This window comes from Flavobacterium fluviale, from assembly GCF_003312915.1.
GTDB lineage: Bacteria > Bacteroidota > Bacteroidia > Flavobacteriales > Flavobacteriaceae > Flavobacterium > Flavobacterium fluviale.
This window is the reverse complement of sequence record NZ_CP030261.1, coordinates 523,142-549,361: the sequence shown is the minus strand read 5'-3', so window position 1 is coordinate 549,361 and position 26,220 is coordinate 523,142. Positions and strand designations below refer to the sequence as shown.

Genomic DNA, 26,220 nt, shown 5'->3' with positions numbered 1-26,220 from the left:
TCAACGTTAAGCCGTTGTCATCTATTTGTTATGTGTTTTTTACTGAAATGTTAAGTAATTGATAACTCAGTATTTGTTTTATGTTACTAGAATTGGTAGTTTATTCCTAATCCAAATGTTAACCCTTTCTTGTAGTTGAATACTAGAACATCTCCACCTGCATTTTCCTGAACTCTTTTGAATTCTGGATTCAATAAGTTTCTTGCTCCAAAATCAATTCCTAAGCTTTTATTCAATTTTGTTTTAAAAATAAGGTCTAAAGATCCCATAGCTTTATCAACTAAATTCCCTTTTCCTTCGTTTCCAATTGCATAAAGTTTATCAGAATAGTGGTTGTAAGCTAGAGTTGCCATAATTCCAGAGTCGTTTCTGAAGTTTTTTGTATAAGACAAATCAGCATTTAAAATCAAATCTGAAGCTCCTGTAAATCCAGAACTGCTATCTGTAGTATTGATGTTTAATCTTCCGTCTGTTTCTTCTCTTACTTTTTCCGAATCAATGTCTTGATGTGTTTTCATTAAAGAAGCATTAAATCCAAAAGAAAGTTTGTTTGTGTATTCTCCTTCGATATCAAAAATGTTTTTTCTTGCTTCTAATTCAACCCCATATGCATAACCTGTATCTCCGATATTAACAAAAGAAATGTCATTTGTAGAAGAAGCAATAATGATTTGGTTTATTGGATCCATGATATATTTTCCGAAAGCAGTAACAGAGAATAACTCATCGCTTTTTGGGAACATTTCCCATTTTAAATCAAAATTGTAGTTTTGTGAAGGATATAAACTTGGGTTACCAATTACAGATTCCATTACATCTTCATAAATAAACAAAGCACGTTCTTTAAACTGTGGCAATGTGTATGTTTTACTAGCTGCAAAACGAAGATTTTGTTTTTCGTTTAACTCATACTTTAAGATAGCACTTGGTAAAAACTCATTTCTTTCAAAAGTATTTGTTCCTCCACCTGCATCAAGCTGTGTTCTCCAGTTAACTGTTTGAGAGATTCTTTCGTATCTAACACCAATGACAGAGCTGAATTTATCTGTGAATTTGTATTCGAAATTACCAAAACCTGCATGTATATCTTGTTTACCATCGTAAGTTTGAGGAGCCATTCCTGCAAAAGAAGCAGTTGAGAATAAACCACTGCTATAATTTGCTTGGTTAAAGAATGCATCTAAATTGTTAGGATCGACACTTGTATTTTGACCAGTCTGGCTGATGTTGAAGTTGAATTGAATAGCTTCAAAATCACGTTTTTTAAATCTTCCGTTATAACCTGCAGTAATTTTTCCTTTTGGTTCACCATCTTCATCTCCTAATTTGTAAGAGATTGCAAGGTTCGCTGCTGCCTCATCTTCTTTAAGATTTTGGAAATATCTTTGGTTGTCTGTTGTAGTTCTTTGAGCAAGCGTATAAACGTCTGTTGTTGGGTTATGGAACATTTTGTTTTGAGTTCTGTCCGGCATATCACCTTTTACAGTGTTGTATGAAAGACCCCAGTCCAAATCGATTTTATCAGTTAATTTATCGCTTCCTAAAAGCTGATTGATAAACACTGTGTTTTGTGTAAACGTACCTCTCTGAACAAGCAGATCAGCATTTTCATTATCAAAATCACGATCACTACCATAATAAGTATCTCTAGTTTGCTCAGATGTATTAACAAACAAAAAGTTATATCCAATTTTATGGTTTTTGTTCAAGCGGTAGTTAGCATTGAACATTCCGGTAGTATTAGTGTTGTAAGTGAATTTTTCTTGTTGGAAAGATTTTAATGAAGCACCCTGAGCATTTACACTTTGAGTTAGTCCTTCTCTAAACTCATAGCCATTTGCAAAACCTGCAGTAGCAAAAAGGCTTAATTTTCCTTCTTCACCAATGTTAAAAGTTTTACCTGCTTTTAGGTTAAAGTTTCCTCCAAAAGGAGATTCTTTTTTAGGATTTAAGCTGTTTTCAAAACTAAAACTGCTTAATGGATTGTTAGGAACTCCATAAGAAACAAAACCTGTTTTATTTGGTCCTTGCTGCAATAAAAAGTTGCTGGCGTTTGATACTGCATTAGTATTTACTTTAGAACCTAATGAAATTTCAAACATTCCTTTTCCACGGTAATCTTTAGAAACGATATCTACATTTCCTCCAGCAAAGTCACCATACATTTTTGCACCGTACGATTTGTCAATTGAAATATATTCTACAATGTCAGTTGAAAAAAGATCAAGAGCAATGTTCTTTCTTTGAGGATCATTTGATGGAATTGGCAGTCCGTTCATCGAAGTAGAATTATAACGGTCACCCAATCCTCGTACATAAACGTTGTTGCTTCCTTCTTGTTTAGATACTCCAGAAGTTTTTGCTACCGCAGCAGCTACGTCTCCAACACCTTTTCTAGAAAGTTCTTGTGCACCAATAGTTTGTTTGATGTCAACAGCATTTTTTTGTTCCAAAAGTAAAGCAGTTTCTTTTTGTTTACTTACGGCAGCTGCTTGTACGACAACATCTTTAAGTGTATAACTTCCTGAAGAAAGAGCTTGATTAATCACTACAGTTTCGTCTGCTTTTACAGCAACTGGAGCTTCTATAGATTCATATCCTAAAAAACTAAAAATAAGAGTATAATTTCCAGGATTTACGCTCAACGAATATTTTCCGTCAACGTCTGTGTTTACGCTAATATTTGTACCTTTAACTAAAACATTAGCAAATGGTAAAACTTCATTGTTCATTTCTTTGTCGGTTAGAACTCCAGAAATTGTACCTTTGTTTTGCGCGATCGAAATCGTACAGATAAATAATGCAATAAAGAGAAATCTTAAATTGAATTTCATTTTTTTTCAGTGTTGTGTTTGTGTCTTATTATTTTTGTGCAAAGAAAGAACCGCTCTGTGAAGTCCATGTTACGGACTTGTTATGTTTTTGTGTTGTTAAGATTATCAAATTGTTACGAGATTAAATTACCGTTAACACCAATTTTTAAAGGTTCTTTTGTTACTATATTTACCCTGTGAAATAAAAAACATCGGATAAATAATTAAAAAGATTTGATGTAAAAATCTCAATTTTTGCTATTTATGAAAAAAACACAAACTAAGATTTTATTAGTTGACGACGAACCAGATATCTTAGAAATCGTTGGCTATAACCTAGCTCAGGAAGGCTACCAGATAGTTACAGCTTCTAACGGAAAAGATGCTATAGCTAAGGCTCAGAAAGAATTGCCGGAATTAATTATTATGGATGTAATGATGGCAGAAATGGACGGAATGGAAGCTTGCGAGCATATTAGAAAAATTCCTGAATTAAATAATGTTATCATAACTTTTCTTACTGCAAGAAGTGAGGATTATTCGCAAGTTGCTGGTTTTGATGCTGGTGCTGATGATTATATTACAAAGCCAATTAAACCAAAATTATTGGTCTCTAAAGTGAAGGCTTTGTTAAGAAGGTTAAAAGAACAAGAAGTGGTTTCAGATACACTAAATGTTGGTGGAATAGAGATTAACCGCGAAGAATATAAAATCATTAAAGGCAACGTAGAAATTGCTTTGCCTCGAAAAGAATTCGAATTGTTTTATCTGCTGGCTTCAAAACCTGGAAAAGTTTTCAAGAGAGATGAAATCCTTGATAAAGTTTGGGGGAACGAAGTTGTGGTTGGTGGAAGAACAATTGATGTTCACATCAGGAAACTTCGTGAAAAAATTGGCGAAGATCTTTTTAAAACAATTAAAGGAGTTGGCTATAAATTTGAAGTATAGATTTATAAGATGCTAAGGTTCTAAGATACTAAGTTTCTAAGGCTCTTGTAGCTTTGAATTTTGGTTAAGATTTAAACGCATTCGAATTTATTAAAACAATAAAAAATATAAACCATATAGGGAATTAAAGATCACGCGAACTTTAATTTCTTATATGGTTTTTGAGTTAACTTTGTTTTGAGTTCAAATTTAATTCAATACGGAAGTATTAATTCAAAGCAAAAACTTAATTTGCCTTAATCTCTTAATGCTTAGATACTATCAATGAAAATTAATTTTAAAAAAACATACAAATTTGCCATTAAATCGGCATTGTATATCAGTCTCTTTACGACAGCATTTGTACTGATGTTAATGTCATTATTTTATAAAAATCAATTAAAACATCAAGTTGCGTTTGGAATAATTTTTATTATCGTAATCTATATTTTCTCTTTTCTGGTTTTACAATATCGTGTAGAACGCTTTATTTACCGAAGAGTAAAGAAAATTTACGATGAGGTTTCGTTATTAGAATCAACAACTCTTATCAATCAGCCGATTAATACCGATATGGAAACGCTTTCGCGTGAAGTGAAAAAGTTTGCGACCGATAAAAAACTCGAAATCGAAATGCTCGAAATTCGCGAACAGTACCGAAGAGAGTTTTTAGGAAACGTTTCGCACGAACTTAAAACACCTTTGTTTACTGTGCAAGGTTATGTTTCGACTTTGCTCGACGGAGCAATGGATGATAAACACATTCGTAAAAAATATTTAAAACGTGCTGAAAAAGGAGTAGAGCGTTTGATATATATAGTCGAAGATTTGGATATGATCACCAAATTAGAATCGGGCGATTTAGATTTAAATATGACTGATTTTGATATCGTTGAGCTGATTCAAAATGTTTTTGATTTATTGGAAATGAAAGCCGATAAAAAGAAAATCAAATTGGCTTTCGAAAGTAAAAATGTCCAGTCAGTTATCATTCGAGGTGATCAAGACAGAATTCAACAGGTTTTAGAAAACCTAATTGTAAACTCTATTAAATACGGAAAAGAAGGCGGCTTGACCGAAGTCGGCGTTGTAAACTTAACTAAGAAAAAAGTCTTGATTCGTATTAGTGATAACGGAGAAGGAGTTGAAAAACAAAATATTCCAAGGCTTTTTGAACGTTTTTACCGAGTTGATAAAAGCGGAACCCGTTCTGAAGGAGGTTCTGGTTTAGGATTGGCAATTGTAAAGCATATTATTGAAGCACATAAAGAGAAAGTTTATGTAGAAAGTGAGTTCGGAATTGGTTCAGAATTCTCTTTTACGCTCGAAAAAGCATTTAAAAATCAAAAAACCGACGTTAAAAAATCGTAACGTCATTTTTGCTGAAAGCCCTAAAATAAAGGTGTTTAACAATAAATCAACATTTCGTTTTAGGGCATAACATTAAATTTTTATTATAGTAACATCTGGTTAATGATTTCTTAACATAGGTGCTCCATCTTTGCATCCTGAAATTAAGGGTATTACAGAACTAATGATAAAAAGAAAACTATTAGCAGTTTTATTACTGTTAACTTGTGCAGCCAATGCGCAGGAAACAAACAAGCAGGAACTAAACAAACAGGATGTAAAAAACGAAGTAATGCGTATTTTAGATTCTATCAACAAAGCAAAACTTCCAGACACAAAATCTGGAGGTGGAATTGAAGAACATTGGTACGACAGAATCTCTTTAAGAGGTTATGCTCAAATTAGATACAATGGTCTATTTTCTACAAATGATAAAGTTTCTTGTGAGCAATGCGATAAATCTTGGGGAACAACTTCTACAGCTCCAGATGCAAAAGCAAACAACGGACTTTTTATCCGCCGTGCGCGTTTAGTGTTTTCGGGTCAGGTCCATCCAAATGTATTTTTCTATTTTCAGCCGGATTTTGCCAGTTCTCCAAGTACTGGAATTCAGAACTTCGTACAAATTCGTGACCTTTATTTCGATCTTTCCTTCGATAAGAAAAAAGAATACCGAGTTCGTGTAGGGCAGAGTAAAATTCCATATGGTTTCGAAAATATGCAGTCGAGTTCACAGCGTCTGAGTTTGGATCGTGCTGATGGAATCAACAGCGCCATTCAAAATGAGCGTGATTTGGGTATATTCTTTTATTGGGCTCCTGCAGAAATTAGAGAGCGTTTTGCGATGCTTGTTCGAGACGGCTATAAAGGTTCTGGTGATTTTGGGGTATTTGCTTTTGGAGTTTACAATGGACAGATTGCAAATAAACTAGACGGAAATAGAGATCTAAATGTTGTTACAAGGGTATCTTATCCATTTGTAATTGGAAGTCAGATTATAGAACCAGGAATTCAGGCTTATACAGGAAAATGGGCTTTTACGGGAGAAATATCATCTGGAGTTATAGTTAACGATCCGCAGTATGTAAAAGATCAGCGAGTAGGGGCAACATTTGTTTTATATCCAAAACCATTCGGAATCCAGACAGAATATAACATTGGAACAGGGCCTCGATACAATCCACAAACCAATACTGTTGACGAAACAGATTTGAACGGAGGTTACGTTTTATTAAACTACAAATGGGATCTTAAAAAACAGCATATTTATCCTTTCGCTAAATTTCAATATTATGACGGAGGAAAAAAATACGAGAAAGATGCCAGAAGTTATGTCGTTAGAGATTATGAATTAGGTGTCGAATGGCAGCCAATTAAGGCATTTGAATTAACAGCATCTTATGTAATTGCAGATAGAACTTTTGAAGACAGCGCGCTTCCAATAAACAGACAGCAGGGAAATGTGCTAAGATTACAAGCACAGTTTAATTTCTAAAACGATAAAATAAATCCGTATTAATCAGCGATTTTGCGAATGCAAATCCGTTTGATCTGTGTTCTAATTTTGACACAGATGAAACAGATTCACATAGTGAAGACGAGGATAAATACGGATTTTGTTATTGAGAATTATCTTCAAAAACTTTAAATAAGGAATCCCAGTCGATAGAATTTTCAAATTGGGACAATCCTTTAAACGACTTTACTTTTGATAAATCTTCAATAGTAAAGTCGTCTTGCATGGCGTACGGTACTAAATTTTCGTCTTGAAGTTTTATCGCCAGATATTCTTGTTCATATTGACCAGGCGTTGGAATAAAAAAAGCTTTTTTACCCAATTTTGCCAAATCCATAACAGTAGTATAACCAGATCGGCATAGCACAAATTCGCTTTCGTTGAAAGTTTGTTCCAGCTGTTTCGAATTCATGAAATTATAGTACGTTATATTTCCTGCCTGCCATTTTTCCTGCGATTTTTGAATAATTCCCTGTACAAAAACTACTTTACCCGGATATTTTGCTGCTTCTTTCTGCAGCTTTTCATCTAGGTAAGTGCGCTGCGGCTCAGGTCCTGAAAGTATAATCATCAGATCATATATTTTAGGAGTATCCTTTTTCTTCATGCGGCTCAGCGGTCCAATATATTTTAAATTGAGTTCACTGTTTTTAAGATGACCTAAGTCTCCAGTAAGATTTACTGCATCATTTGTATCAGGAACCCAGCATTCGGTATATTTTTTAATAAAATGCTGATGACATTTACTCGTAAACCAAGTAGTATTTCCAGTCATCACATTCAATTGATGTGTCATAAAAACAGAAGGCACTTTTTTGCTGAAAACCCCTAATCTGTTATCTGAAATTATACCATCAATACCGTATTTTTTGATCCAGCTATTGACCATTTTTTTCTCATCTAAAATAGCCGTAATCATTTTAGGAAGATTTTTAATCAGCTTCCATTTAAAGTTTTTACCATTCTTTGCATATTCAATATGATAAGAAGGCAGTTCTAAAGTTTGTATATAAGGAAACTCTTTTCGCAGTAAAGCCAGAGCAACACCATCAGAAGCAATAATGGGAATATAATTATTCTCCTGAAGCGCTTTAATAATGGGAATGCATCGAGTTGCATGGCCAAGTCCCCAATTTAATGGAGCTACTAAAATAGTTTTATTCGCAGAGTAATCAATGCTCATTTTTTAACACTTTTAAAAAACGAAGATAAAGAAATATGTTTTCTATGCTATTTAGGGTGCATTACTAAATTATTAAGTCAATATTTTTTTTAAGGTTCTAAGATGCTGAGGTACTAAGGTTCTGAGTGTTTTTTGATGAATAAAAAAGCCGAACAAAAGTTCCGGCTTCAAATATGTTTCTTAGATTCTCAAAACGTTAGTATCTCAGCACCTTAGTACCTCAGCATCTTAGAACCTCAGAACCTTTTAACTAATCCTGAATATAAGTTTTATTCCCATTTTTATTAATGTAGTATTTACCTCCTCTTGGCCCAGTATATACTTTTTTGCCATTATATTCACCAGTAACTTTATCTGGAACAGCTGGAGCTTTTTCGTTAGTCTCCTTTAAAGTTTTAGCAGCAGATTTTTTTGCAGTTGCAGCATCTTTCTTTGCAGCGTCAGCTTTTGCAGTTGATTTTTTAGCATCAGCTTTAGCTTTTTCTGCTGCACTTTTAGCTTTGTCAGATTCTGTTGTTGCTTGTTTAGCATCGGCTTTTGCTTTTGCAGCTTCTTTGTCTGCTGTTTTTTTTGCTTTATCAGCAGTTTCTTTTTTTGCTTTTGTCGAAGCGTCTTTTGCTTCATCTGCTGCTTTTTTAGATTTTGCAGCTTCTTTTTTTGCATCAGCAGCGGCTTTATCTGCAGTTGATTTTGTTTTTTTTGCCGAAGTTTCTGTTTTGCTTTTCCCAGTTTTTGCAGTTGTTTCCTGAGCGTAGAAATTAGAGGAGAAAACAACTAAAAAACAGATTAATACTAATTTTTTCATAAGGTTATATGTTTAAATTTTAAACTAAAATTAAACATTTTTTTGTCATCTTTTTCGCAGTCAACTAAAAATATGCACGAAGCTGAACATTTCCTGTATGAATAGTATTTCCTGTTTCGCTCTTACGGCCTTGATAATTTAAATTAACATCTAAAAAAGAGGTAATGTTCTTTTGCAGAAGCAGTTTCCAAACCAAATTTGATCCAGCCTGAAGTCCTTCAAGCATTTGAAAACCTACAGATGAAAATTCATTTCCGTCAAATTTATTTTCATAAAAAGAAAATTCACCATTTACAGTCACTTTTTTTTCACCCGCGTAAGAAAAAGAAGTTCCAATTCGATTTTGTTTTAAAGTTTCGAAATTGCCAATTTGATTCTTCTTGTTCTGCAGCTCATAAAAGAAATCCAATTTGGTGTTTTTAGAAAACAAATAACTAATTTTTGGTGCCAGCTGCCAGCCATTGATGTCGTAATTTTTTTCCACAAAATCTTCAGATACCAGGTCTGTTTTTACGGTTTTAGTAAAGAAATTAAACAGCCAGCTTTTTTGATACAAATGTGTATATTGAAGTTGATGCGAATAATTACGCACATTCTGCGAACCGATAGAAAGCAGACTTTTGCCTTTATTCACAAGATAAGAATAAGTGACAGAATGTTTTTGCCGGCCTCGGTTGTAAAACAAACTGTTTCTAAAACTCGAATTCAATCCTAAAATATTTTCTTCTGAGGAATCAAACGGATTAAGTTCGAGCTTTTCACCCTCGCTTTTTACTTTTCGATCCATTATAAATGACGTCTGATTGTAAAAATAAGACAAAAGTTTTTTAAAACCTTTTTCGTTCTGCCATTGCAGCGGATTCAATGTTAAAGACTGCGAGAACTTATTTTGGTTGGTTTTAATGTAAATTTGATTCGGTAAAAAGATTCGAACATATTTCGCCTGATCCTGAAAAACCGCAATTTCAAATTCCTGTAATTCCTGAATTCCGTTTCCATTATAATCATTCCAAGTATAAACTCCCTGCCCGGCTGGCACTTCAACATAAGTAAATTCCTGTTGTGCAATTGTTCCAGAACTTGTTTCATAAGCTGTTCCAATCTGCATTAATTGATTGAAAAAACGATCATTATATAAAACTCTAGAATTTAATGACGGTTCATTTTTTCCTGTATTATCTGTAAAATCCAAATTTCGGTAACTCGCGTAAACCGCTAAATCTGTTTTTTTGTTTTGAATCAATTTCGATTTTAAATAATACGTCTGCGAATTGTTAACGTGCTGCAAAAATCCGTTTTGTAAACTATCATTTCTCCTTTGCAAAAATCCTATTTCCACAAAAACCTTAGTACTGTCACCCCTTCCAGTAAACACACCATATTCTGAAAATTTTTGGCTTATAGCCGAAAACTGATTGGTAATTTTATCTTTTTCCTGATTGTTTTCTAACTGCATGCTGCCACCAACCCAGTTTTTACCAAAATGATATTTAGTTCGCGTTTGGTTTCGAATGAATTTAGATGTTGAAGCTGTTGCATCAGAGTTTAAGAAACTTCCATTGTTTTCGATCGTCCAGTTTTTTATTTTAAAAAGAGCCGTTGTTGTATGTCTGGATCCCGTATAACTTTCGCTGAAATCTAATTTCTCAAATTGATAATTTATTAATCCTATATTAGAAGTTTCCTTTTTAGAATATAGATCAAAATTTAAACCCGTAACCAGCAGACTTTGATTGCCCAAAAGCGTTCCTGTTAAGTTCCAGTCGCGGTTAAATTCGATATTATACAAACGCTCAACCGATTTAAAATTTTGCTGTACATATTGGTAATTTCCAAAAACATCTAAATTCCAGCTTTTGGAGAAAAGACGTTTTTTAAGATTTGTTTTAAAAGCAACTCCTTCATTATTGCCGTCATCAATTCCCGAAAATAAATTTTGATCATTATTGCTCACCGCCAATTCAAAATCGACTAAAGTTTTCTCGTTCGGATTATATTTCCCCAAGAAAGTGGCGACTTGAAGTTTAATTGGCGCGACAAGCTGTACAATTGGTTCATAATTTCCCTGCAAAACCCCGTTAATTGGTTCTGCATATTGATAAATTCGTTCGACAGAATTGTTGTTTTGAATGATATAATTTCCGGCATTTGCTCCCACGAGACTAAATCTTACATTGTACAAAACATCTGCTGGGTTATTAGAATATTCATAAATTTCAACCGAATTTACAATTGTTTTTTTATAGAGAATTTTATTATCGGCATAGCTGTCTTCATATGCGGAAGGCGCTTTCATTGAATTGGTATCATCTCCAGCTTCACTTAAAATATGGACTTGTTCTGTAGAAAGATTTTGCTGCAAAGGCTGATTTTTCAAATCATTTTCAGAATAAATATAACCGCCAAAACTCCAGTTTTTATTTTCGTGTGTAGCGCCGGCATAGGTTACCACTCGGTTGTAATTTCGTTCCGAATATTGGTATTCAACATTAATCCTCATTTCTGAAGTAATGGTGAAAAGCGAAGTAAAAACAATTTCCCCCGCATTATAATCAATTACATAATCGTTGTTTTCGCCGCGTTTCAGCAAAACGCCGTTTACATAAACACGTTCGGAACCCGAAATAACCAAAACATATAATTCGCCGTTTTGACCTTTTAGTTTATACGGACCTTGATTTCCTTCCTGGCCCATAAAAGTACTTTTGGCATATTGCCCTTTTACAAATGCAACCGATGCAAAAACATTGGTTTTGCTTTTCTCAGTATCAAGATCAAAGCTGGCAGAAATTCCCTGAACCTTTTTATTGAAACTTAAAAATTGTGTTTTCCTATTCTCTAAAAAAACATCGCCTGCGCGGATGTTCCAATCTTCGCTGAAAAGTTCCATAAAAATATTATCGAACTGGTCCAGCTTTTGCGAATAACCGCCATCTTGCAGTGGAATATTATTATCTTGAAGAGAAGCTCTCAAACTGACTTTTTCTGAGATTTTACCCGTAATCTGCAAATCTAAATTTGAATTTAAAACCGTGCTTTGGTTGTTTCCAATAGTAATACCGCGGGTAATGCTTCCAGAAGTATTTAATCCGTCAAAAGGCGTAACTTTTTTAGCATTTGCATTATTGTCTATTCGATACAGTTTGTCGGTTCCAACGTCACCGCTTACAATTTGATCCGATTTATAAAGACTGTATTCTTTGGTTAAAAAATCAGGATATTTGAGGTAATTGACAATTAAGGTATCTGATGACGACTGGAAATTTTCATTTAAAAGTAAAAAACCTTTTTGAAAATCAATTTTATAAAAAGTTGAATCAATCGGTTCGTTTTTAGTATTTAAAATTTGAAAGAAACTGGAATTAATGCTGACATTTTCAAGATGAATAGTATCTTTTGAAGTGACTATTTTTTTGGTTTTATACAGCGTTTGAGTTTCCTGAGCCTGAAGCGCAGAAAACCAGATCAAAACCGTCAAAAACAGTAAATTTTTCAACATAATACTTTAACTCTCAAAAGTCAAAAGTAGTATTTATAATTGGGAAAAATAGAAAGTGATTTGGACGTTTTAGACTGATGAAGCAGTTGCTTTGTAAAAATAGAAATATAATTAAAAAAAGGTCTCACCAATTAAGATGAAACCTTTTATAATGAATTGAAATAATTAACGCTTAGAGAATTAATTTAGCTCCTTAGTCACAATCTGCATCGTTTCGCGGCTGACTTGTTTTAATAAAACTTCTTTGTTGGCCTCAACAGTATGAGCAGCGTCTTGATTAAAGTGACGAATCGTATAAAGTGTTACATTTTCATTAAAGTCAACTTTGAATTTTTTCGAAAGAATCGCATTCAAATCGTTGAAATTTCCAAATTTATCTTCCACACAAACAGAGAAACTAATGGCAGAGTTCTGAATCAAGTTTACTTTGATTTTAAATTCATGGAATAATCCGAAGATCTCACTAATATTTTCTTCCATAATAAAAGAAAAATCAATTGATGAAAGCGAAATTAAAAGCTGCTCTCTTTTTACAATAAAACATGGATACTGAGGTTCCAAATCAACTCCTTTAGAAACACAAGTTCCTTTTAATAACGGATTGATAAAAGATTTTACGTATAACGGAATTTCTTTTTTCTGTAAAGGCTGTAATGTTTTTGGGTGAATTACCGTTGCACCGTAAAATGCCAATTCGATAGCTTCACGATACGAAATCTGGTTTAACAAACTCGCATTTTCAAAATAACGCGGATCGGCATTCATAACTCCAGGAACGTCTTTCCAGATCGTTACGCTTTCGGCATTTAAGCAGTAAGCAAAAATTCCTGCAGTATAATCAGAACCTTCACGTCCTAAAGTTGTAGTGAAATTGTTCTCGTCTGCACCTAAAAATCCTTGTGTAATATTCAATGTTTTTCTCGGAACATTTTTGCTGATAAGCTGTTGTGTAGTTTCCCAATCTACTTCTGCATCTCTATAATTTGCATTGGTTTTGATGAAATTACGAACGTCAAGCCATTGCGTCTGAATTCCTCTGAAATTCATATAATGACTTAAAATATTAGTAGAAATTAATTCTCCAAAACTTACTACTTGATCGTAAACAAAGTTATAGTTTGGAGATTTATTATGCGATAAAAAATATTCAAGTTCGGCAAACTGCGCATTTACAGCTCCAAAAACTTCATGTTTTTCGTCTTCAAATAAATCTAGTAATATTTGATTGTGATATTTTTTTATTTCTTGTACAGAAGAACTCAATTCTGCCGATTTGTCAAAGTAATTTTTGATAACAACTTCAAGAGCATTTGTAGTTTTACCCATCGCCGAAACTACCAATATTACATCTTCATAACCCACTTTCTGTAAAACGTCGTATACGTTTTTAATTCCATCTGCATCTTTTACCGATGCTCCTCCAAATTTAAATACTCTCATTTTTAATTAATAGATTTTTAGATTTTAGATTTCAGATTCAAATCGAAATCTAGTATTTTGTTTTTCTGTTACCGCCGATAGCTATCGCGATAAAATGATTTACACAGATTTTAAAATCCTCATAATCTGTGGTAACCTACTTTTATAATTTTTCCAAGAAGGAATTAACTCCAGCTTCGTCCATTTGCACCACTTGCCAGTCTTCTAGAATTTTTGCGCCAGAATTCTTGTAAAAATTAACTGCTGGTGTATTCCAGGCTAAAACATTCCATTCTACTCTTCGTACTCCATCTTTCTTGCCTTGCTTCATTATTTCGGCATAAAGGGCAGAACCTAAACCTGTGCCTCGCATCTTTTCTTTAACTATTAAATCTTCAAGGTGTATTGTTTTTCCTTTCCAAGTAGAATAACGGTAATAGTATAATGCAATTCCAACTATTTCTTTTTGTTTTTCGTCGTTTTCGATCTCTGCAACAAAAACATGAAAAAGTGGTTTTTCGCCAAAACCATCACGTATTAAATCCTCTTCTGTAATGACAACCGCTTCAGGCTCTTTTTCGAATATTGCCAGCTCCTGAATTAGCCCCAACACCGATTTCATGTCTTCAGGATTTCCTTTTCTAATATTCATAATTGGTAATCGTTATTTTTTTGTCCTTTATAGTATTGCTTTTTCCTAATGCAGCATTTGTTTTCACAAAGGCATGCAGGAGGCAATTTCATGTATTCGTATTTTTATCTGCATATTATCAAAGAAAACAAAGCTTATATTGTTGCTTTCTGTAAAATTTTAGCAAATATACAATAGTAGCAAACTAACAAAATAATTTTTAAATCATTCTCACAAAATAAGCGATATTTGTGACTTAAAATTAAAACTATAACGATTTAGAAATGGAAGAACGCAATAAAACACTGGGAGAGTTTATTATTGAGAACCAAAAAGCATTTCAGTATTCGTCGGGAGAACTCTCGCGAATTATTAACTCTATTCGATTGGCGGCAAAGGTGGTCAATCATAAAGTAAACCAAGCGGGTTTAGTGGATATTATAGGCGCTGTAGGCGAACAGAATATTCAGGGCGAAGACCAGCAAAAATTAGATGTCTATGCAAACGAAGTATTTATCCAGACGTTAATAAACCGTGAGATTGTCTGTGGTATTGCTTCTGAAGAAAACGACGATTTTATTACAGTTCAGGGGAGCGACAACTGTCATAATAATAAGTACGTGATCTTAATGGATCCGCTTGACGGATCTTCAAACATTGATGTTAATGTTTCTGTGGGAACTATTTTTTCTGTTTTCAGAAGAATTACTCCAATAGGAACTCCGGTAACAAGCGAGGATTTTTTACAGCCGGGAATCAATCAAGTTGCAGCAGGCTATGTAATTTATGGAACTTCGACAATGCTGGTTTACACAACAGGCTATGGAGTAAATGGGTTTACCTTAAACCCAGCGATTGGAACGTTTTATCTTTCGCACCCAAATATGAAGTTTCCAAAAGACGGACACATCTATTCGGTGAACGAAGGTAATTATGTTCATTTTCCGCAGGGAGTAAAAAATTACATTAAATACTGCCAGCGCGAAGAAGGGGACAGGCCTTATACCTCGAGATATATAGGAAGTCTCGTTGCCGATTTTCATCGAAATATGATCAAAGGCGGTGTGTATATTTATCCAACAAGTTCAAAAGCGCCAAAAGGAAAATTACGTTTATTATATGAATGTAATCCAATGGCATTTCTTGCAGAACAAGCTGGTGGAAAAGCAACAGACGGTTTTGGAAGAATTATGGAAATCCAGCCGACAGAACTGCACCAAAGAGTTCCGTTTTTCTGCGGAAGTTATAATATGGTAGAAAAAGCTGAGGAGTTTATGGCAGCTGAGTAAAGTATTCAGTTTTCAGTTTTCAGTCACGGTCTCAGTTTTTAGAGACTGTTTAGCTCTTGGTTATAATTTCAAACCCGACAGGTTTTAAAAACATGTCGGGTTTCTTTTGCGAATAGTTAGGATTTAGATTAAAAACAGAAAACCCGAAAGATTTTAAATCTCTCGGGTTTTTATTTTATTTCAATTTAAGCGTAAGTAAAAAAGCTGTAAACTACTACTGTAAACTGAATACTAAAAAATTACTTGTTCATATTTTCCATTTCGAATAGGAAAGTATCTAAATCTACTTTTTTGTCAACTAAAGACAATGCTTTTCTAATGATATAGTTTACGTTTCCTGGAGTGAAACCTAATGCTAATCCCATACGAGTCAGCATAACTTCTTGCAGGTCTCCTAAGTGATGATCTACATGAACCATTCTTGCTAAATCATATAAACGCTCTAAACGTTGTGTATATAAGTAAGGTGGGTTTATTGGGTGTTTCCAAGGATCAGCAAGAATTTCTTTATATTCGTCTTCTGAAATTTGTAATGTAGAAGCAATTTTATCTAAAAACTCTTGTTCTTCTTTACTAATTTTTCCGTCTGCAAAAGCTACACGCACAATTGCAGAGAAATGACCTCTGTTTCTTTGTTTGAATTCGTTATCAAATAATTCTGAAAATGGCATAATTAAATCGGTTTTTAAGCAACAAATATAATCCTATTTTTAAATTATTGATTTTAAATTTCTCATAAAATTTAACTTAATTTTGGTGCATGATTTAGGAGCTTAAATCTTTAATTTTGAAAATTAATCGTAAGTTTACAACCCCTAATTATTTAATTATACATTACCTATGTCACAATTTTGGATTTATTTTCAAATAGGATTAAAACACGTTTTAGATATTAACGCTTACGATCACGTTCTTTTTTTAATTGCTTTAACGGTTCCGTATTTGTTTAAGGACTGGAAAAGAATTTTTCTATTAGTTTCCTTATTTACAATCGGCCACACATTGGCTTTAATCCTTTCTGTTTACGGAATAATAACAATAAAAGTAGATCTTGTAGAGTTCTTGATACCCATTACAATTTTGATAACGGCTCTCTATCATCTGTTTACAGCTGGAAAGACTTCAAAAAATGATGGTGTGAATCTAGTATTTTTCATAACTTTATTCTTTGGTATTATTCACGGTTTAGGTTTCTCCAATTATTTCAAAACAATATTAGGAGGGTCTGCAACTTCAAAATTGTTACCTTTGGGAGAGTTTGCCTTAGGAATTGAAGCTGCGCAGCTTGTAGTGGTTTTTGTTGTTTTGGTAATTTCATATATAGTGCAGACTGTTTTTCGTTTTTCAAAACGCGATTGGGCACTAGTAATGTCGGCTTTCATTATTGGAGTTGTAATTCCGATGATTATTGAAAGTCCAATTTGGAACAGATAAATAAATGGAAGAAAAAAAGCTGAATAAATACGATAAAGCATATCTGCGAATTGCAAAAGAGTGGAGCCTGCTTTCGTACTGTAAAAGAAAACAAGTTGGTGCCATAATAGTAAAAGACAGAATGATCATTTCTGACGGTTACAACGGAACGCCGTCTGGTTTTGAAAATTGCTGCGAAGATGAAGATGGATTGACGCGCTGGGATGTATTACATGCCGAAGCAAATGCAATTCTAAAAGTAGCGAGATCAACGCAGTCTTGTGAAGGTGCAACATTATATATTACACTTTCGCCTTGTAAAGAATGCAGTAAATTAATACATCAATCTGGAATTAGAAGAGTCGTCTACAAAGACGGATATCGCGATGATTCTGGGATTCAATTTTTAATAAAAGCGGGTGTCGAAGTAGAACATATTCCGGTTTTAGAAGAGTAATGAAATTTAACCCAAAATATTTGCCAATAGTAATTGGAGCGACTTTTGCTCTAGGAACGGTCGCAGGAAGCTTTATGAATGCTCCTGCCGATGACCAGCTTTTGGCCAAAAATTACTCTAAAACCAAACTCAATAAATTAATTGATTTTATCAACAATGAATATGTTGACAGCATCAATACAGATTCTATCGTAAATCTAACGGTAGATAATATTCTTTCCAAATTAGATCCGCATTCTGTTTATATTCCGCCAAGTGAACAAGCAGAAGTTGCCGAAAGTATGAAAGGTGACTTCGTGGGAATCGGGATTAATTTCTATATGTACAAAGACTCTGTTGCGATTATAAAACCGATCGAAAACGGACCTTCAGCGAAAGCGGGACTCAAATCTGGAGACCGAATTTTATTTGCCGGAAAAACCAAATTATACGGTAGAAGATTACCTTCAGACAGCTTATTTTCAAAATTAAAAGGTCTGCAGGGTTCGGAAATTGAATTGACGGTTTTTAGAAAATCAGAACAAAAGAAACTGAAGTTTAAAGTAAAAAGAGATGTTATTCCAATTAAAAGCGTTGATGCTTCTTTGATGATTGGAAATAATGTCGGATACATCAAAATCAATCGTTTTGCCGAAACGACTTTTAATGAATTCAAAACTGGTTTAACAAGACTCAGACAAAAAGGAATTCAATCACTTGTAATTGATCTTCGTGACAACGGAGGCGGTTATATGGAAGAAGCAATTGCAATTGCAGATGAATTTTTAAAAGACAAGCAGCTGATTGTTTTTACGAAAAGTAAAAATGGTACGACTGAAAAAACGTATGCAACAAAAGCAGGCAGTTTCGAAACTGGAAAAGTATATGTTTTAATTAACGAAAACAGTGCTTCTGCCAGCGAAATTCTAGCTGGAGCGATCCAAGATAATGACCGCGGTACAATTGTAGGCCGACGTTCTTTTGGAAAAGGTTTAGTGCAGCGTGAAATGGATTTTAACGATGGATCGGCTGTAAGGCTGACTGTTGCGCGTTACTACACGCCAACTGGAAGGTCAATTCAGAAACCTTATAAAAAAGGAATTGATGAATATTTTAAAGAATCAGAATTGAGAATTGCTACGGGAGAATTATACGCAAAAGACAGTATAAAAGTGGCTGATTCTTTAAAATTCAAAACTCCGAAAGGTAAAATCGTTTACGGTGGCGGCGGAATTGTTCCTGACGTTTTTGTTCCGATGGAAGCTGAGCATGGAAATGAAAATGTTGCTTATCTTTTACAGACCGGAATTGTAGGTCATTTTGTTTTTGAAGAATTAGATAAAGACCGAAATGCCTTTACGGGACTTAGTTTTGCTGCGTTTTTAAACAAAATGAAAACATCAGATGTCTACTTTAAAAAATTCAAAAACTATATTTTGATGACGGGTCTGGATTTAAAATTAGATAAAACCAAACCGCTTGTAAATCGATATATAACTGCCGAATTTGCGAGACAGCTGTATGGAGAATTGTATTATTATGACGTCATGTTGAAAGATGATGCGATGATAAAAACAATTCTGAATCCGAAGAAATAACTTCAATTTTTTATACGATGAAAATAGAAACCGTTATTAATGCAGAGATCGAACTTCTAACTGCTGTTAAAAATTCGGATATTTCTGCTTTGGAAACAATCCTGCACGATGATTTATTATTCAATCTTCCAGATGGACAAACGATCACTAAAGAATTAGATTTGAATTCCTATCGTTCCGGAAAAATGAAAATTGATTTTTTAGAAGCTTCAGATCAAATTATAAATGTGATAGATAACTCTGCTGTTGTTGCAGTTACTATTTCATTAAAAGGAAGTTATGATAACAATCCAGTAAATGGGGTTTTTAAATACATCAGGGTTTGGAAACAATTTGAAAGTAACTTAAAAGTCATTGCAGGAAGTTGTATACAGCTGGCATAAATTTTGAAAAGAAATTTAATAATAACATAAAACAAAGCTTCGTAAACTTGACTTACTTTGTGACTAAAACTTAAATATGAAAAATCTAAAAAAAATAAGTTTCCTTGGACTTCTAATGGCTCTTGTAATTTCTTGTACAACTATGAAAAATGATACAAATGGTGCGGTTTCAGGAAAAGTAGAATCTATAGAATCTGGAAAAGACGGTTACACAGCAAAAATTACTACAGATAAAAAAGAAGTGTATTTTGCAACAATCAGTATTGTAAACGTGGGTGGACCGCAAAACTATAAACAAGTAAAAATTGGTGACGTAGTTTCTGTAAAAGGAGAAAAATGGAAAACCGATGATGAAAACCATATTAAAGTTACAGAAATCGTTTCGGTTAAATAAAATGACAAACCATATAAGTTATATAAGTTCATTTAATATCGATGCACAAAGCATTATATTTACTTATATAACTTATATGGTTTAATAATTTTCTGAATATTTTTTTATCGAATACTATCGTGCGAATGAGTCTGCACACCATTATTCCATAAAGTTAGAATATCAGTTGCGACAGCAGCACCGCTTCCGGCAGCAATTGCCAGTTGGCTTCTCCAGCCAGCTAAAGTTCCAATCACATAAATGCCTTCGGCAACTTTATGGTCGTCGTTTTTAAGCTGAATGCGTTGTTTTTCTGAAAGTGCTTTTTTATGAGGTTCAACATATTGCATTAAACCTTCAATAGCAAATGTATTAGCAGAACCAATTCCAACAACGATATTTTTTGTTTTATAAGAATTTTTGTTTGTAACTACAGTAAATTCAGGATAACTGCCTTCAAGTCGAATTACTTTCTCATTTGGAATTTGAGTAATATGCGGATAAGTTATCGCCAAATCCTGTGTGCTTTCAGTCAGCAATTCAGAGCCTAATTTGCCTGGTGTAATACCATAAGCATTGTAAAAGATTGCTTCTTGTAAAGAAGAATTTTTCTGATGAGTAAAAATCCCGATTTTTTTGTCAGTAACAAAAGTTTTGTTTTTTGCGGATCCTAAGACAAGAGCACAAGACATTCCTGAGACTCCACCGCCAATAATTAAAACGTCAAACATGTTATCTGTTTTCATTCATTTTTTCCTCAATTCTTTTTGAAATCCTAAAGATCAAAAGAATAAGAACAGCGCAAAATGAAGCTGCGATTCCAATAAAAGCTACAGCACTGTCTCCTTGAAAAGGATTTTTAAAGTCTAGCAGCGTAATATTAAAAACAATTAGAGCTAATGCTAAAAGCACTAAGATTGAAGTGAAAATTTTCATATGATTGTTTTTGTTTGTCTAAAATAATAAAGTAGAACCTAAAGTGAGAATGAACTCGAAGTTGTATTTTAGAATATTTTACGGGGTAAATTTATAAAAATAAAATTTAGACAAACAAACCTTTAACATTAGCAGCGAATAATTTAACAGCAATTGCTAAAAGTATCACCCCAAACGTCTTACGAACTACTCCAAGTCCGTTTTCTCCTAACAAAGTTTCGATTTTTTTAGACGATTTTAGAACAACATATACTAGAATAATATTCAATAAAATCGCAATGATAATATTAATAGTATGAAATTGAGATCGAAGTGATAATAAAGTTGTCATAGTTCCTGCGCCGGCAATTAAAGGAAAGGCTAGGGGAACAATAGAAGCTGATCCAGGCTCTTCGTCGCGATAAATTCTAATTCCTAAAATCATTTCTAATGCCAGAAAGAATAAAACAAAAGAACCTGCTACGGCAAACGAATGAACATCAATACCTATAAGGTTCAATAAGCCTTCTCCGACAAAAAGGAAAACAATCATAATAGCACCAGCCACAATAGAAGCTTTCTCCGATTCTATATGTCCGACTTTTGCGCGTAGATTGACAATAATTGGAATTGAACCGACTATATCAATTACAGCAAAAAGCACCATACTAACTGTAATGATTTCTTTGAAGTCTATATCTAACATATCGCTTTGATTTTAAGGGATTAAAAACTGCTGCAAAAGTAGATAATAAAGTTAGGTGTTTTTTTAATACGATTCACTTTTGTTATAAAAACACGTTTCAGTTGTTAAAAAAGTGATATTTGTAACAATTTGGTTTTCTATCACAAAGTTTCGCAAAGATTTTCGCAAAGATTCGCGAAGATTAAATTGTAAAAAGATTAAAAATGAAATAATTCTTGTGAATCTTTGTGAAACTCTACGCGAATCTTTGTGTTACATTTTTTATGTCTATTCTTTGACTATCTTTGCACTTTATAAATTAGAGTATTTTATATCATGTTTCAGTTAGGTAAAACTATTATTTCAGAAGATATTCTGGAGAAAGAATTTGTATGCAACTTGTCGGCTTGTAAAGGGGCTTGTTGTGTTGATGGAGATGCGGGCGCGCCTTTAAATGAGGCTGAAACGAAAATCTTAGAAGAAATTTATCCAAAAGTAAAACCCTTTTTACGAAAAGAAGGAATTGCAGCAATCGAAGCGCAAGGAACTTGGGTAACTGGAACCGATGGTGATCTTGAAACACCGCTTATTGATAATAAAGATTGCGCTTACGTAATTTTTGATGGAAAAACTGCGCTTTGCGGCATCGAGCAGGCTTATAACCAAGGAATCGTAGATTGGAAAAAACCTGTTTCTTGTCATCTATATCCAATTCGTGTGAAAGACTTCACGGAATTTGCTGCGGTGAATTATGACAAATGGGATATCTGTGATGATGCCTGTTCGTTAGGAAAAGAATTGGAAGTTCCAGTTTACAAATTTGTCAAAGAAGCGTTAATTAGGCGTTTTGGAGAAGACTGGTATTTGGAGCTTGAAAAAGTTGCAGAAGAACATAAAAATTCATAAAAAACCGTGTACTCTTAAATAGTCATTTTGACTATATATTTTGACTCAAAAAAATAAATTTTTGACTCAAAAAAAACTTTTTAAAAGTATTTTAAATCCCTTGCTTTTTATATTTAAAAGTCTATATTTTACAGGGCTTCACGCGATTACCATTCAATTTAAACAACTCATTTACAGTTAATTAATTATTTCTGTTAAAATGTTTGAGAAATTTAACGTTGTTAAAAACTACGTCAAATTGTGAATAAGTTTGGCTTTCATTTTTGACGTTAATTGACAATCTTTGTAGTCTACTGAATCAGTAAAAATTATTAAAAAAATTAACAGAATCTGTCATGTCACAAATCGAACCAATATTACAAGAAAATAAAAACCGCTTCGTTATTTTTCCGATTAAACATCATGATATTTGGGAATGGTATAAGAAAATGGAAGCAAGTTTTTGGACTGCTGAGGAAATTGACTTACACCAAGATTTGACAGACTGGAATAATAAGCTGAATGATGATGAAAGATATTTCATTAAGCATATTTTAGCATTCTTTGCTGCTTCTGACGGAATTGTAAATGAAAATCTTGCTGAGAACTTTGTAAATGAAGTTCAATATGCAGAAGCGAAGTTTTTCTATGGATTCCAAATTATGATGGAGAATATTCACAGTGAGACTTATTCTTTATTAATTGATACTTACGTTAAAGACGAAGCAGAAAAAGCAGAATTATTTAATGCTTTGGAAGTTTTTCCTGCAATTGGTAAAAAAGCAGAATGGGCTTTAAAATGGATCGAGTCTGATTCGTTTGCTGAAAGACTTATTGCTTTTGCCGCAGTTGAAGGAATCTTTTTCTCAGGTGCTTTCTGTTCAATTTATTGGTTGAAAAAACGTGGTTTAATGCCAGGTTTAACTTTCTCTAATGAATTGATTTCGCGTGACGAAGGCGTACATTGTGATTTTGCAGTTCACTTGCATAATCACCATTTGGTAAACAAAGTGCCAAAAGAAAGAATTAAAGAAATTATTGTTGATGCACTAGATATCGAAAGACAGTTTGTAACAGAATCTCTTCCGGTAAGTTTAATTGGTATGAATGCTGGTTTAATGACGCAGTATTTAGAGTTTGTTGCCGATAGACTTTTGGTTGAATTAGGATGCGAGCGAGTTTACGGATCAGCGAATCCATTCGATTTCATGGACATGATTTCTCTTCAAGGAAAAACTAATTTCTTTGAAAAACGTGTTGCCGAGTATCAAAAATCTGGTGTCATGAACACAGACAGCGATGCTCAGAAAATTTCATTTGATGCAGATTTTTAGACAACAAAAATACTTTTAGCATCTACTCTTCTAGAGGTGCTGAAAAAAAAGATTAACAGAATATTTTAAGGTTGAATCTCTTTCCCAAATCGCAGATTCAATGACAATTTTTGACGTATTTAAATTCGATTTTCGAATTTGAAACGAGTAACTATTGAGAATTCGGTAATTCTCAAAAAATAATTTAAAAACACGCAATGTTTAAGTGCTGGAATCGTTTTTCTAGTGTCTTTCATTTTTTCAATAACTAAATTTAGTAAGCTTATGTATGTAGTAAAAAGAGATGGCCACAGAGAGCCCGTAATGTTTGATAAGATTACAGAAAGAATCAAAAAATTGTGCTACGGCTTGAATGAGCTTGTAGATCCGGTAAAGGTAGCGATGAGAGTTATCGAAGGATTGTATGACGGAGTTTCTACTTCTGAATTAGATAACCTTGCGGCAGAAACTGCAGCATCTATGACTATTGCTCACCCGGATTATGCACAATTGGCAGCTCGTGTGGCAATTTCAAATCTACACTCTAATACAAAAAAATCTTTCTCAGAAACGATGAAAGATATGTATCACTACGTTAATCCAAGAAATGGACAAGACGCGCCATTAATTGCAGATGACGTATTTAAAGTGATTCAGGAAAATGCTGCTTTTTTAGATTCTCACATTATTTACACAAGAGATTTTAATTACGATTACTTTGGTTTTAAGACCTTAGAGCGTTCTTATCTTCTTAAAATAAATGGAAAAATCGTAGAGCGTCCGCAGCATATGTTAATGCGTGTTTCTGTTGGTATTCACTTAGACGATTTAAAATCAGTAATTGAAACTTACGATTTAATGTCTAAAAAGTTCTTTACACATGCAACGCCAACGTTGTTTAATGCAGGAACTCCAAAACCTCAAATGTCTTCTTGTTTTCTTTTGGCAATGCAGGATGATAGTATTGATGGTATTTACGATACATTAAAACAAACAGCAAAAATCTCGCAGTCAGCGGGAGGAATTGGATTGTCTATTCATAACGTTCGTGCAACAGGATCTTACATTCGCGGTACAAACGGAACTTCAAACGGAATTGTTCCGATGTTGAGAGTATTCAACGATACGGCGCGTTACGTAGATCAAGGTGGAGGAAAACGTAAAGGAAGTTTTGCAATTTACATCGAAACTTGGCACGCTGATATTTTTGATTTCTTGGATTTAAAGAAAAATACAGGAAAAGAAGAAATGCGTGCGAGAGATTTATTCTTCGCGATGTGGACTTCAGATTTATTCATGAAACGTGTTCAGGAAGATTCAACTTGGACTTTAATGTGCCCTAATGAATGTCCAGGATTATATGATGTTTACGGAGATGAATTCGAAGCATTATATACAGATTATGAATTTAGAGGAAAAGGTAGAAAAACAATCCGCGCTCGTGAGTTATGGGAGAAAATCCTAGAATCTCAAATCGAGACTGGAACGCCATATATGTTGTACAAAGATGCAGCAAACCGTAAATCGAACCACAAGAATTTAGGAACAATTCGTTCTTCTAACTTGTGTACAGAGATTATGGAATTTACATCTAAAGATGAAATTGCAGTTTGTAACTTAGCTTCAATCTCATTGCCAATGTTTATTGAAAACGGAAAATTCGATCACGAGGCGCTTTACAATGTTACAAAACGTGTAACTCGTAACTTGAACAAAGTAATCGACAGAAACTACTATCCAGTAAAAGAAGCTGAAAACTCAAACATGCGTCACCGTCCGGTAGGATTAGGAGTGCAAGGTTTAGCAGATGCTTTCATCATGTTGCGTATGCCATTTACAAGTGACGAAGCAAAACAATTAAACCAAGAGATTTTCGAAACCTTATACTTCGCAGCTGTAACTGCTTCTATGGAAATGGCAAAAGAAGAAGGCCCATATTCTACATTTGAAGGTTCTCCAATGTCAAAAGGAGAATTCCAATACAATATGTGGGGAATGAAAGATGAAGAATTATCCGGTCGTTGGGACTGGTCTTCATTAAGAAAAGAAGTGGTTGAACACGGAGTTCGTAACTCATTATTGGTTGCGCCAATGCCAACAGCATCAACTTCTCAAATTCTTGGAAACAACGAAGCTTTCGAACCATATACATCAAACATTTACACACGTCGTGTATTGTCTGGAGAGTTCATCGTAGTAAACAAACATTTACTAGAAGATTTAGTAAAATTAGGTTTATGGAACGAAGATTTGAAACAAGAAATTATGCGTCATAACGGATCTGTTCAAAATATAGATAAGATTCCGCAAGACTTGAAAGATCTTTATAAAACAGTTTGGGAAATGTCGATGAAAGATATTATCGATATGTCTCGTCAAAGAGGATATTTTATTGACCAATCTCAATCGTTGAACTTGTTCATGCAGGATGCAAACTATTCTAAACTAACGTCAATGCACTTCTATGCTTGGCAATCTGGTTTAAAAACAGGAATGTATTACTTAAGAACAAAATCTGCAGTTGATGCGATTAAATTCACATTAAATAACGATAAGAAAGAAGAAACAGCTCCATCATTAGTGGCAGAAACTGAAGCAATTAGTGTTGAGGATTATAAAGCTATGTTGTTGAAAGCGCAAGCTGCAGGTCCTGAGGATTGTGAAATGTGTGGGTCTTAAGATTTTAAAGTTTAGATCTGAGATTTTAGATTTTAGATTTTAGAAATATGAAAAAGCAGTTATTATAATGATAACTGCTTTTTTTTATTTTATATTTGTTTTTTTAAT

22 protein-coding genes are annotated in these 26,220 nt (G+C 33.7%); 12 read left to right on the top strand and 10 right to left on the bottom strand.

What is annotated here, in order from left to right; genetic code table 11:
* Window positions 1-86: 86 nt before the first annotated feature.
* A complete protein-coding gene (locus tag HYN86_RS02635; protein WP_113676641.1) occupies window positions 87-2,834 on the bottom strand; it encodes a TonB-dependent receptor in 2,748 nt (915 codons plus the stop codon).
* Between the two features lie 243 nt (window positions 2,835-3,077).
* Here HYN86_RS02635 and HYN86_RS02630 point away from each other — a divergent pair, with 243 nt between their 5' ends.
* From HYN86_RS02630 to HYN86_RS02620, 3 genes are all read left to right on the top strand, one after another.
* Window positions 3,078-3,761 carry a response regulator transcription factor gene (locus tag HYN86_RS02630; RefSeq protein ID WP_095954934.1) on the top strand — a complete coding sequence of 228 codons (684 nt, stop codon included), beginning with the start codon at window positions 3,078-3,080 and terminating at the stop codon, window positions 3,759-3,761.
* A 264-nt stretch (window positions 3,762-4,025) separates the two neighbouring features.
* The gene (locus HYN86_RS02625) at window positions 4,026-5,111 is read left to right on the top strand and encodes a sensor histidine kinase (RefSeq protein WP_113676640.1); all 1,086 of its coding nucleotides are present in this window, start codon (window positions 4,026-4,028) and stop codon (window positions 5,109-5,111) included.
* A 163-nt stretch (window positions 5,112-5,274) separates the two neighbouring features.
* A complete protein-coding gene (locus HYN86_RS02620; protein ID WP_113676639.1) occupies window positions 5,275-6,585 on the top strand; it encodes a porin in 1,311 nt (436 codons plus the stop codon).
* 124 nt (window positions 6,586-6,709) lie between these two features.
* Here HYN86_RS02620 and HYN86_RS02615 read toward each other — a convergent pair whose 3' ends face one another.
* From HYN86_RS02615 to HYN86_RS02595, 5 genes are all read right to left on the bottom strand, one after another.
* On the bottom strand, window positions 6,710-7,789 hold the full coding sequence (locus HYN86_RS02615; protein WP_113676638.1) for a glycosyltransferase: 1,080 nt from the start codon (window positions 7,787-7,789) through the stop codon (window positions 6,710-6,712).
* 250 nt (window positions 7,790-8,039) lie between these two features.
* Window positions 8,040-8,594 carry a hypothetical protein gene (locus HYN86_RS02610; protein ID WP_113676637.1) on the bottom strand — a complete coding sequence of 185 codons (555 nt, stop codon included), beginning with the start codon at window positions 8,592-8,594 and terminating at the stop codon, window positions 8,040-8,042.
* A 64-nt stretch (window positions 8,595-8,658) separates the two neighbouring features.
* On the bottom strand, window positions 8,659-12,093 hold the full coding sequence (locus tag HYN86_RS02605; protein ID WP_113676636.1) for a hypothetical protein: 3,435 nt from the start codon (window positions 12,091-12,093) through the stop codon (window positions 8,659-8,661).
* Between the two features lie 180 nt (window positions 12,094-12,273).
* Window positions 12,274-13,533: an aspartate kinase gene (locus HYN86_RS02600; protein ID WP_113676635.1), complete on the bottom strand. Its 1,260-nt coding sequence runs from the start codon at window positions 13,531-13,533 to the stop codon at window positions 12,274-12,276.
* A 142-nt stretch (window positions 13,534-13,675) separates the two neighbouring features.
* Complete coding sequence (locus HYN86_RS02595; RefSeq protein ID WP_113676634.1) at window positions 13,676-14,164, bottom strand: GNAT family N-acetyltransferase; 489 nt, start codon at window positions 14,162-14,164, stop codon at window positions 13,676-13,678.
* 263 nt (window positions 14,165-14,427) lie between these two features.
* On the opposite strand from HYN86_RS02595, the gene fbp reads away from it, so the two are divergent.
* Window positions 14,428-15,432 carry a class 1 fructose-bisphosphatase gene (gene fbp / locus HYN86_RS02590; protein ID WP_057115095.1) on the top strand — a complete coding sequence of 335 codons (1,005 nt, stop codon included), beginning with the start codon at window positions 14,428-14,430 and terminating at the stop codon, window positions 15,430-15,432.
* Between the two features lie 239 nt (window positions 15,433-15,671).
* Here the strand turns inward: fbp and HYN86_RS02585 are convergent, their stop codons facing one another.
* A complete protein-coding gene (locus tag HYN86_RS02585) occupies window positions 15,672-16,103 on the bottom strand; it encodes a TerB family tellurite resistance protein (protein ID WP_113676633.1) in 432 nt (143 codons plus the stop codon).
* A gap of 169 nt (window positions 16,104-16,272) precedes the next feature.
* Between HYN86_RS02585 and HYN86_RS02580 the strand changes: the two genes are divergently transcribed.
* From HYN86_RS02580 to HYN86_RS02560, 5 genes are all read left to right on the top strand, one after another.
* Window positions 16,273-16,866, top strand: coding sequence for a HupE/UreJ family protein (locus HYN86_RS02580; RefSeq protein ID WP_113676632.1), 594 nt, complete (start codon window positions 16,273-16,275; stop codon window positions 16,864-16,866).
* A gap of 4 nt (window positions 16,867-16,870) precedes the next feature.
* Window positions 16,871-17,302, top strand: a complete 432-nt coding sequence (locus tag HYN86_RS02575) for a deoxycytidylate deaminase (RefSeq protein ID WP_113676631.1) — start codon at window positions 16,871-16,873, stop codon at window positions 17,300-17,302.
* Window positions 17,302-18,879: a S41 family peptidase gene (locus HYN86_RS02570; RefSeq protein WP_113676630.1), complete on the top strand. Its 1,578-nt coding sequence runs from the start codon at window positions 17,302-17,304 to the stop codon at window positions 18,877-18,879. The genes HYN86_RS02575 and HYN86_RS02570 overlap by 1 nt, the downstream gene beginning before the upstream one ends.
* 17 nt (window positions 18,880-18,896) lie before the next feature.
* On the top strand, window positions 18,897-19,262 hold the full coding sequence (locus HYN86_RS02565) for a nuclear transport factor 2 family protein (RefSeq protein WP_113676629.1): 366 nt from the start codon (window positions 18,897-18,899) through the stop codon (window positions 19,260-19,262).
* A 76-nt stretch (window positions 19,263-19,338) separates the two neighbouring features.
* The gene (locus HYN86_RS02560) at window positions 19,339-19,656 is read left to right on the top strand and encodes a hypothetical protein (protein ID WP_113676628.1); all 318 of its coding nucleotides are present in this window, start codon (window positions 19,339-19,341) and stop codon (window positions 19,654-19,656) included.
* Between the two features lie 104 nt (window positions 19,657-19,760).
* Here HYN86_RS02560 and HYN86_RS02555 read toward each other — a convergent pair whose 3' ends face one another.
* The 3 genes from HYN86_RS02555 to HYN86_RS02545 all read right to left on the bottom strand — a co-directional run bounded on the left by HYN86_RS02555 (window position 19,761) and on the right by HYN86_RS02545 (window position 21,256).
* The gene (locus HYN86_RS02555) at window positions 19,761-20,366 is read right to left on the bottom strand and encodes an FAD-dependent oxidoreductase (protein WP_113679830.1); all 606 of its coding nucleotides are present in this window, start codon (window positions 20,364-20,366) and stop codon (window positions 19,761-19,763) included.
* Between the two features lies 1 nt (window position 20,367).
* Window positions 20,368-20,571 carry a hypothetical protein gene (locus HYN86_RS02550; RefSeq protein ID WP_113676627.1) on the bottom strand — a complete coding sequence of 68 codons (204 nt, stop codon included), beginning with the start codon at window positions 20,569-20,571 and terminating at the stop codon, window positions 20,368-20,370.
* A gap of 106 nt (window positions 20,572-20,677) precedes the next feature.
* Complete coding sequence (locus tag HYN86_RS02545; protein ID WP_057115088.1) at window positions 20,678-21,256, bottom strand: MarC family protein; 579 nt, start codon at window positions 21,254-21,256, stop codon at window positions 20,678-20,680.
* A gap of 315 nt (window positions 21,257-21,571) precedes the next feature.
* Here HYN86_RS02545 and HYN86_RS02540 point away from each other — a divergent pair, with 315 nt between their 5' ends.
* From HYN86_RS02540 to HYN86_RS02530, 3 genes are all read left to right on the top strand, one after another.
* On the top strand, window positions 21,572-22,141 hold the full coding sequence (locus HYN86_RS02540) for a DUF3109 family protein (RefSeq protein ID WP_057115087.1): 570 nt from the start codon (window positions 21,572-21,574) through the stop codon (window positions 22,139-22,141).
* A gap of 335 nt (window positions 22,142-22,476) precedes the next feature.
* Window positions 22,477-23,454 carry a ribonucleotide-diphosphate reductase subunit beta gene (locus HYN86_RS02535; protein ID WP_057115086.1) on the top strand — a complete coding sequence of 326 codons (978 nt, stop codon included), beginning with the start codon at window positions 22,477-22,479 and terminating at the stop codon, window positions 23,452-23,454.
* Window positions 23,455-23,718: 264 nt separating this feature from the next.
* Entirely contained in the window at window positions 23,719-26,112 is a 2,394-nt protein-coding gene (locus HYN86_RS02530; RefSeq protein WP_113676626.1) for a ribonucleoside-diphosphate reductase subunit alpha, read from the top strand.
* Window positions 26,113-26,220 lie beyond the last annotated feature (108 nt).

Coding starts and splice junctions, on each gene's coding strand:
- HYN86_RS02635 (WP_113676641.1), bottom strand. CDS start 2,834: ATGAAATTCAATTTAAGATTTCTCTTTATTGCATTATTTATCTGTACG.
- HYN86_RS02630 (WP_095954934.1), top strand. CDS start 3,078: ATGAAAAAAACACAAACTAAGATTTTATTAGTTGACGACGAACCAGAT.
- HYN86_RS02625 (WP_113676640.1), top strand. CDS start 4,026: ATGAAAATTAATTTTAAAAAAACATACAAATTTGCCATTAAATCGGCA.
- HYN86_RS02620 (WP_113676639.1), top strand. CDS start 5,275: ATGATAAAAAGAAAACTATTAGCAGTTTTATTACTGTTAACTTGTGCA.
- HYN86_RS02615 (WP_113676638.1), bottom strand. CDS start 7,789: ATGAGCATTGATTACTCTGCGAATAAAACTATTTTAGTAGCTCCATTA.
- HYN86_RS02610 (WP_113676637.1), bottom strand. CDS start 8,594: ATGAAAAAATTAGTATTAATCTGTTTTTTAGTTGTTTTCTCCTCTAAT.
- HYN86_RS02605 (WP_113676636.1), bottom strand. CDS start 12,093: ATGTTGAAAAATTTACTGTTTTTGACGGTTTTGATCTGGTTTTCTGCG.
- HYN86_RS02600 (WP_113676635.1), bottom strand. CDS start 13,533: ATGAGAGTATTTAAATTTGGAGGAGCATCGGTAAAAGATGCAGATGGA.
- HYN86_RS02595 (WP_113676634.1), bottom strand. CDS start 14,164: ATGAATATTAGAAAAGGAAATCCTGAAGACATGAAATCGGTGTTGGGG.
- fbp (WP_057115095.1), top strand. CDS start 14,428: ATGGAAGAACGCAATAAAACACTGGGAGAGTTTATTATTGAGAACCAA.
- HYN86_RS02585 (WP_113676633.1), bottom strand. CDS start 16,103: ATGCCATTTTCAGAATTATTTGATAACGAATTCAAACAAAGAAACAGA.
- HYN86_RS02580 (WP_113676632.1), top strand. CDS start 16,273: ATGTCACAATTTTGGATTTATTTTCAAATAGGATTAAAACACGTTTTA.
- HYN86_RS02575 (WP_113676631.1), top strand. CDS start 16,871: ATGGAAGAAAAAAAGCTGAATAAATACGATAAAGCATATCTGCGAATT.
- HYN86_RS02570 (WP_113676630.1), top strand. CDS start 17,302: ATGAAATTTAACCCAAAATATTTGCCAATAGTAATTGGAGCGACTTTT.
- HYN86_RS02565 (WP_113676629.1), top strand. CDS start 18,897: ATGAAAATAGAAACCGTTATTAATGCAGAGATCGAACTTCTAACTGCT.
- HYN86_RS02560 (WP_113676628.1), top strand. CDS start 19,339: ATGAAAAATCTAAAAAAAATAAGTTTCCTTGGACTTCTAATGGCTCTT.
- HYN86_RS02555 (WP_113679830.1), bottom strand. CDS start 20,366: ATGTTTGACGTTTTAATTATTGGCGGTGGAGTCTCAGGAATGTCTTGT.
- HYN86_RS02550 (WP_113676627.1), bottom strand. CDS start 20,571: ATGAAAATTTTCACTTCAATCTTAGTGCTTTTAGCATTAGCTCTAATT.
- HYN86_RS02545 (WP_057115088.1), bottom strand. CDS start 21,256: ATGTTAGATATAGACTTCAAAGAAATCATTACAGTTAGTATGGTGCTT.
- HYN86_RS02540 (WP_057115087.1), top strand. CDS start 21,572: ATGTTTCAGTTAGGTAAAACTATTATTTCAGAAGATATTCTGGAGAAA.
- HYN86_RS02535 (WP_057115086.1), top strand. CDS start 22,477: ATGTCACAAATCGAACCAATATTACAAGAAAATAAAAACCGCTTCGTT.
- HYN86_RS02530 (WP_113676626.1), top strand. CDS start 23,719: ATGTATGTAGTAAAAAGAGATGGCCACAGAGAGCCCGTAATGTTTGAT.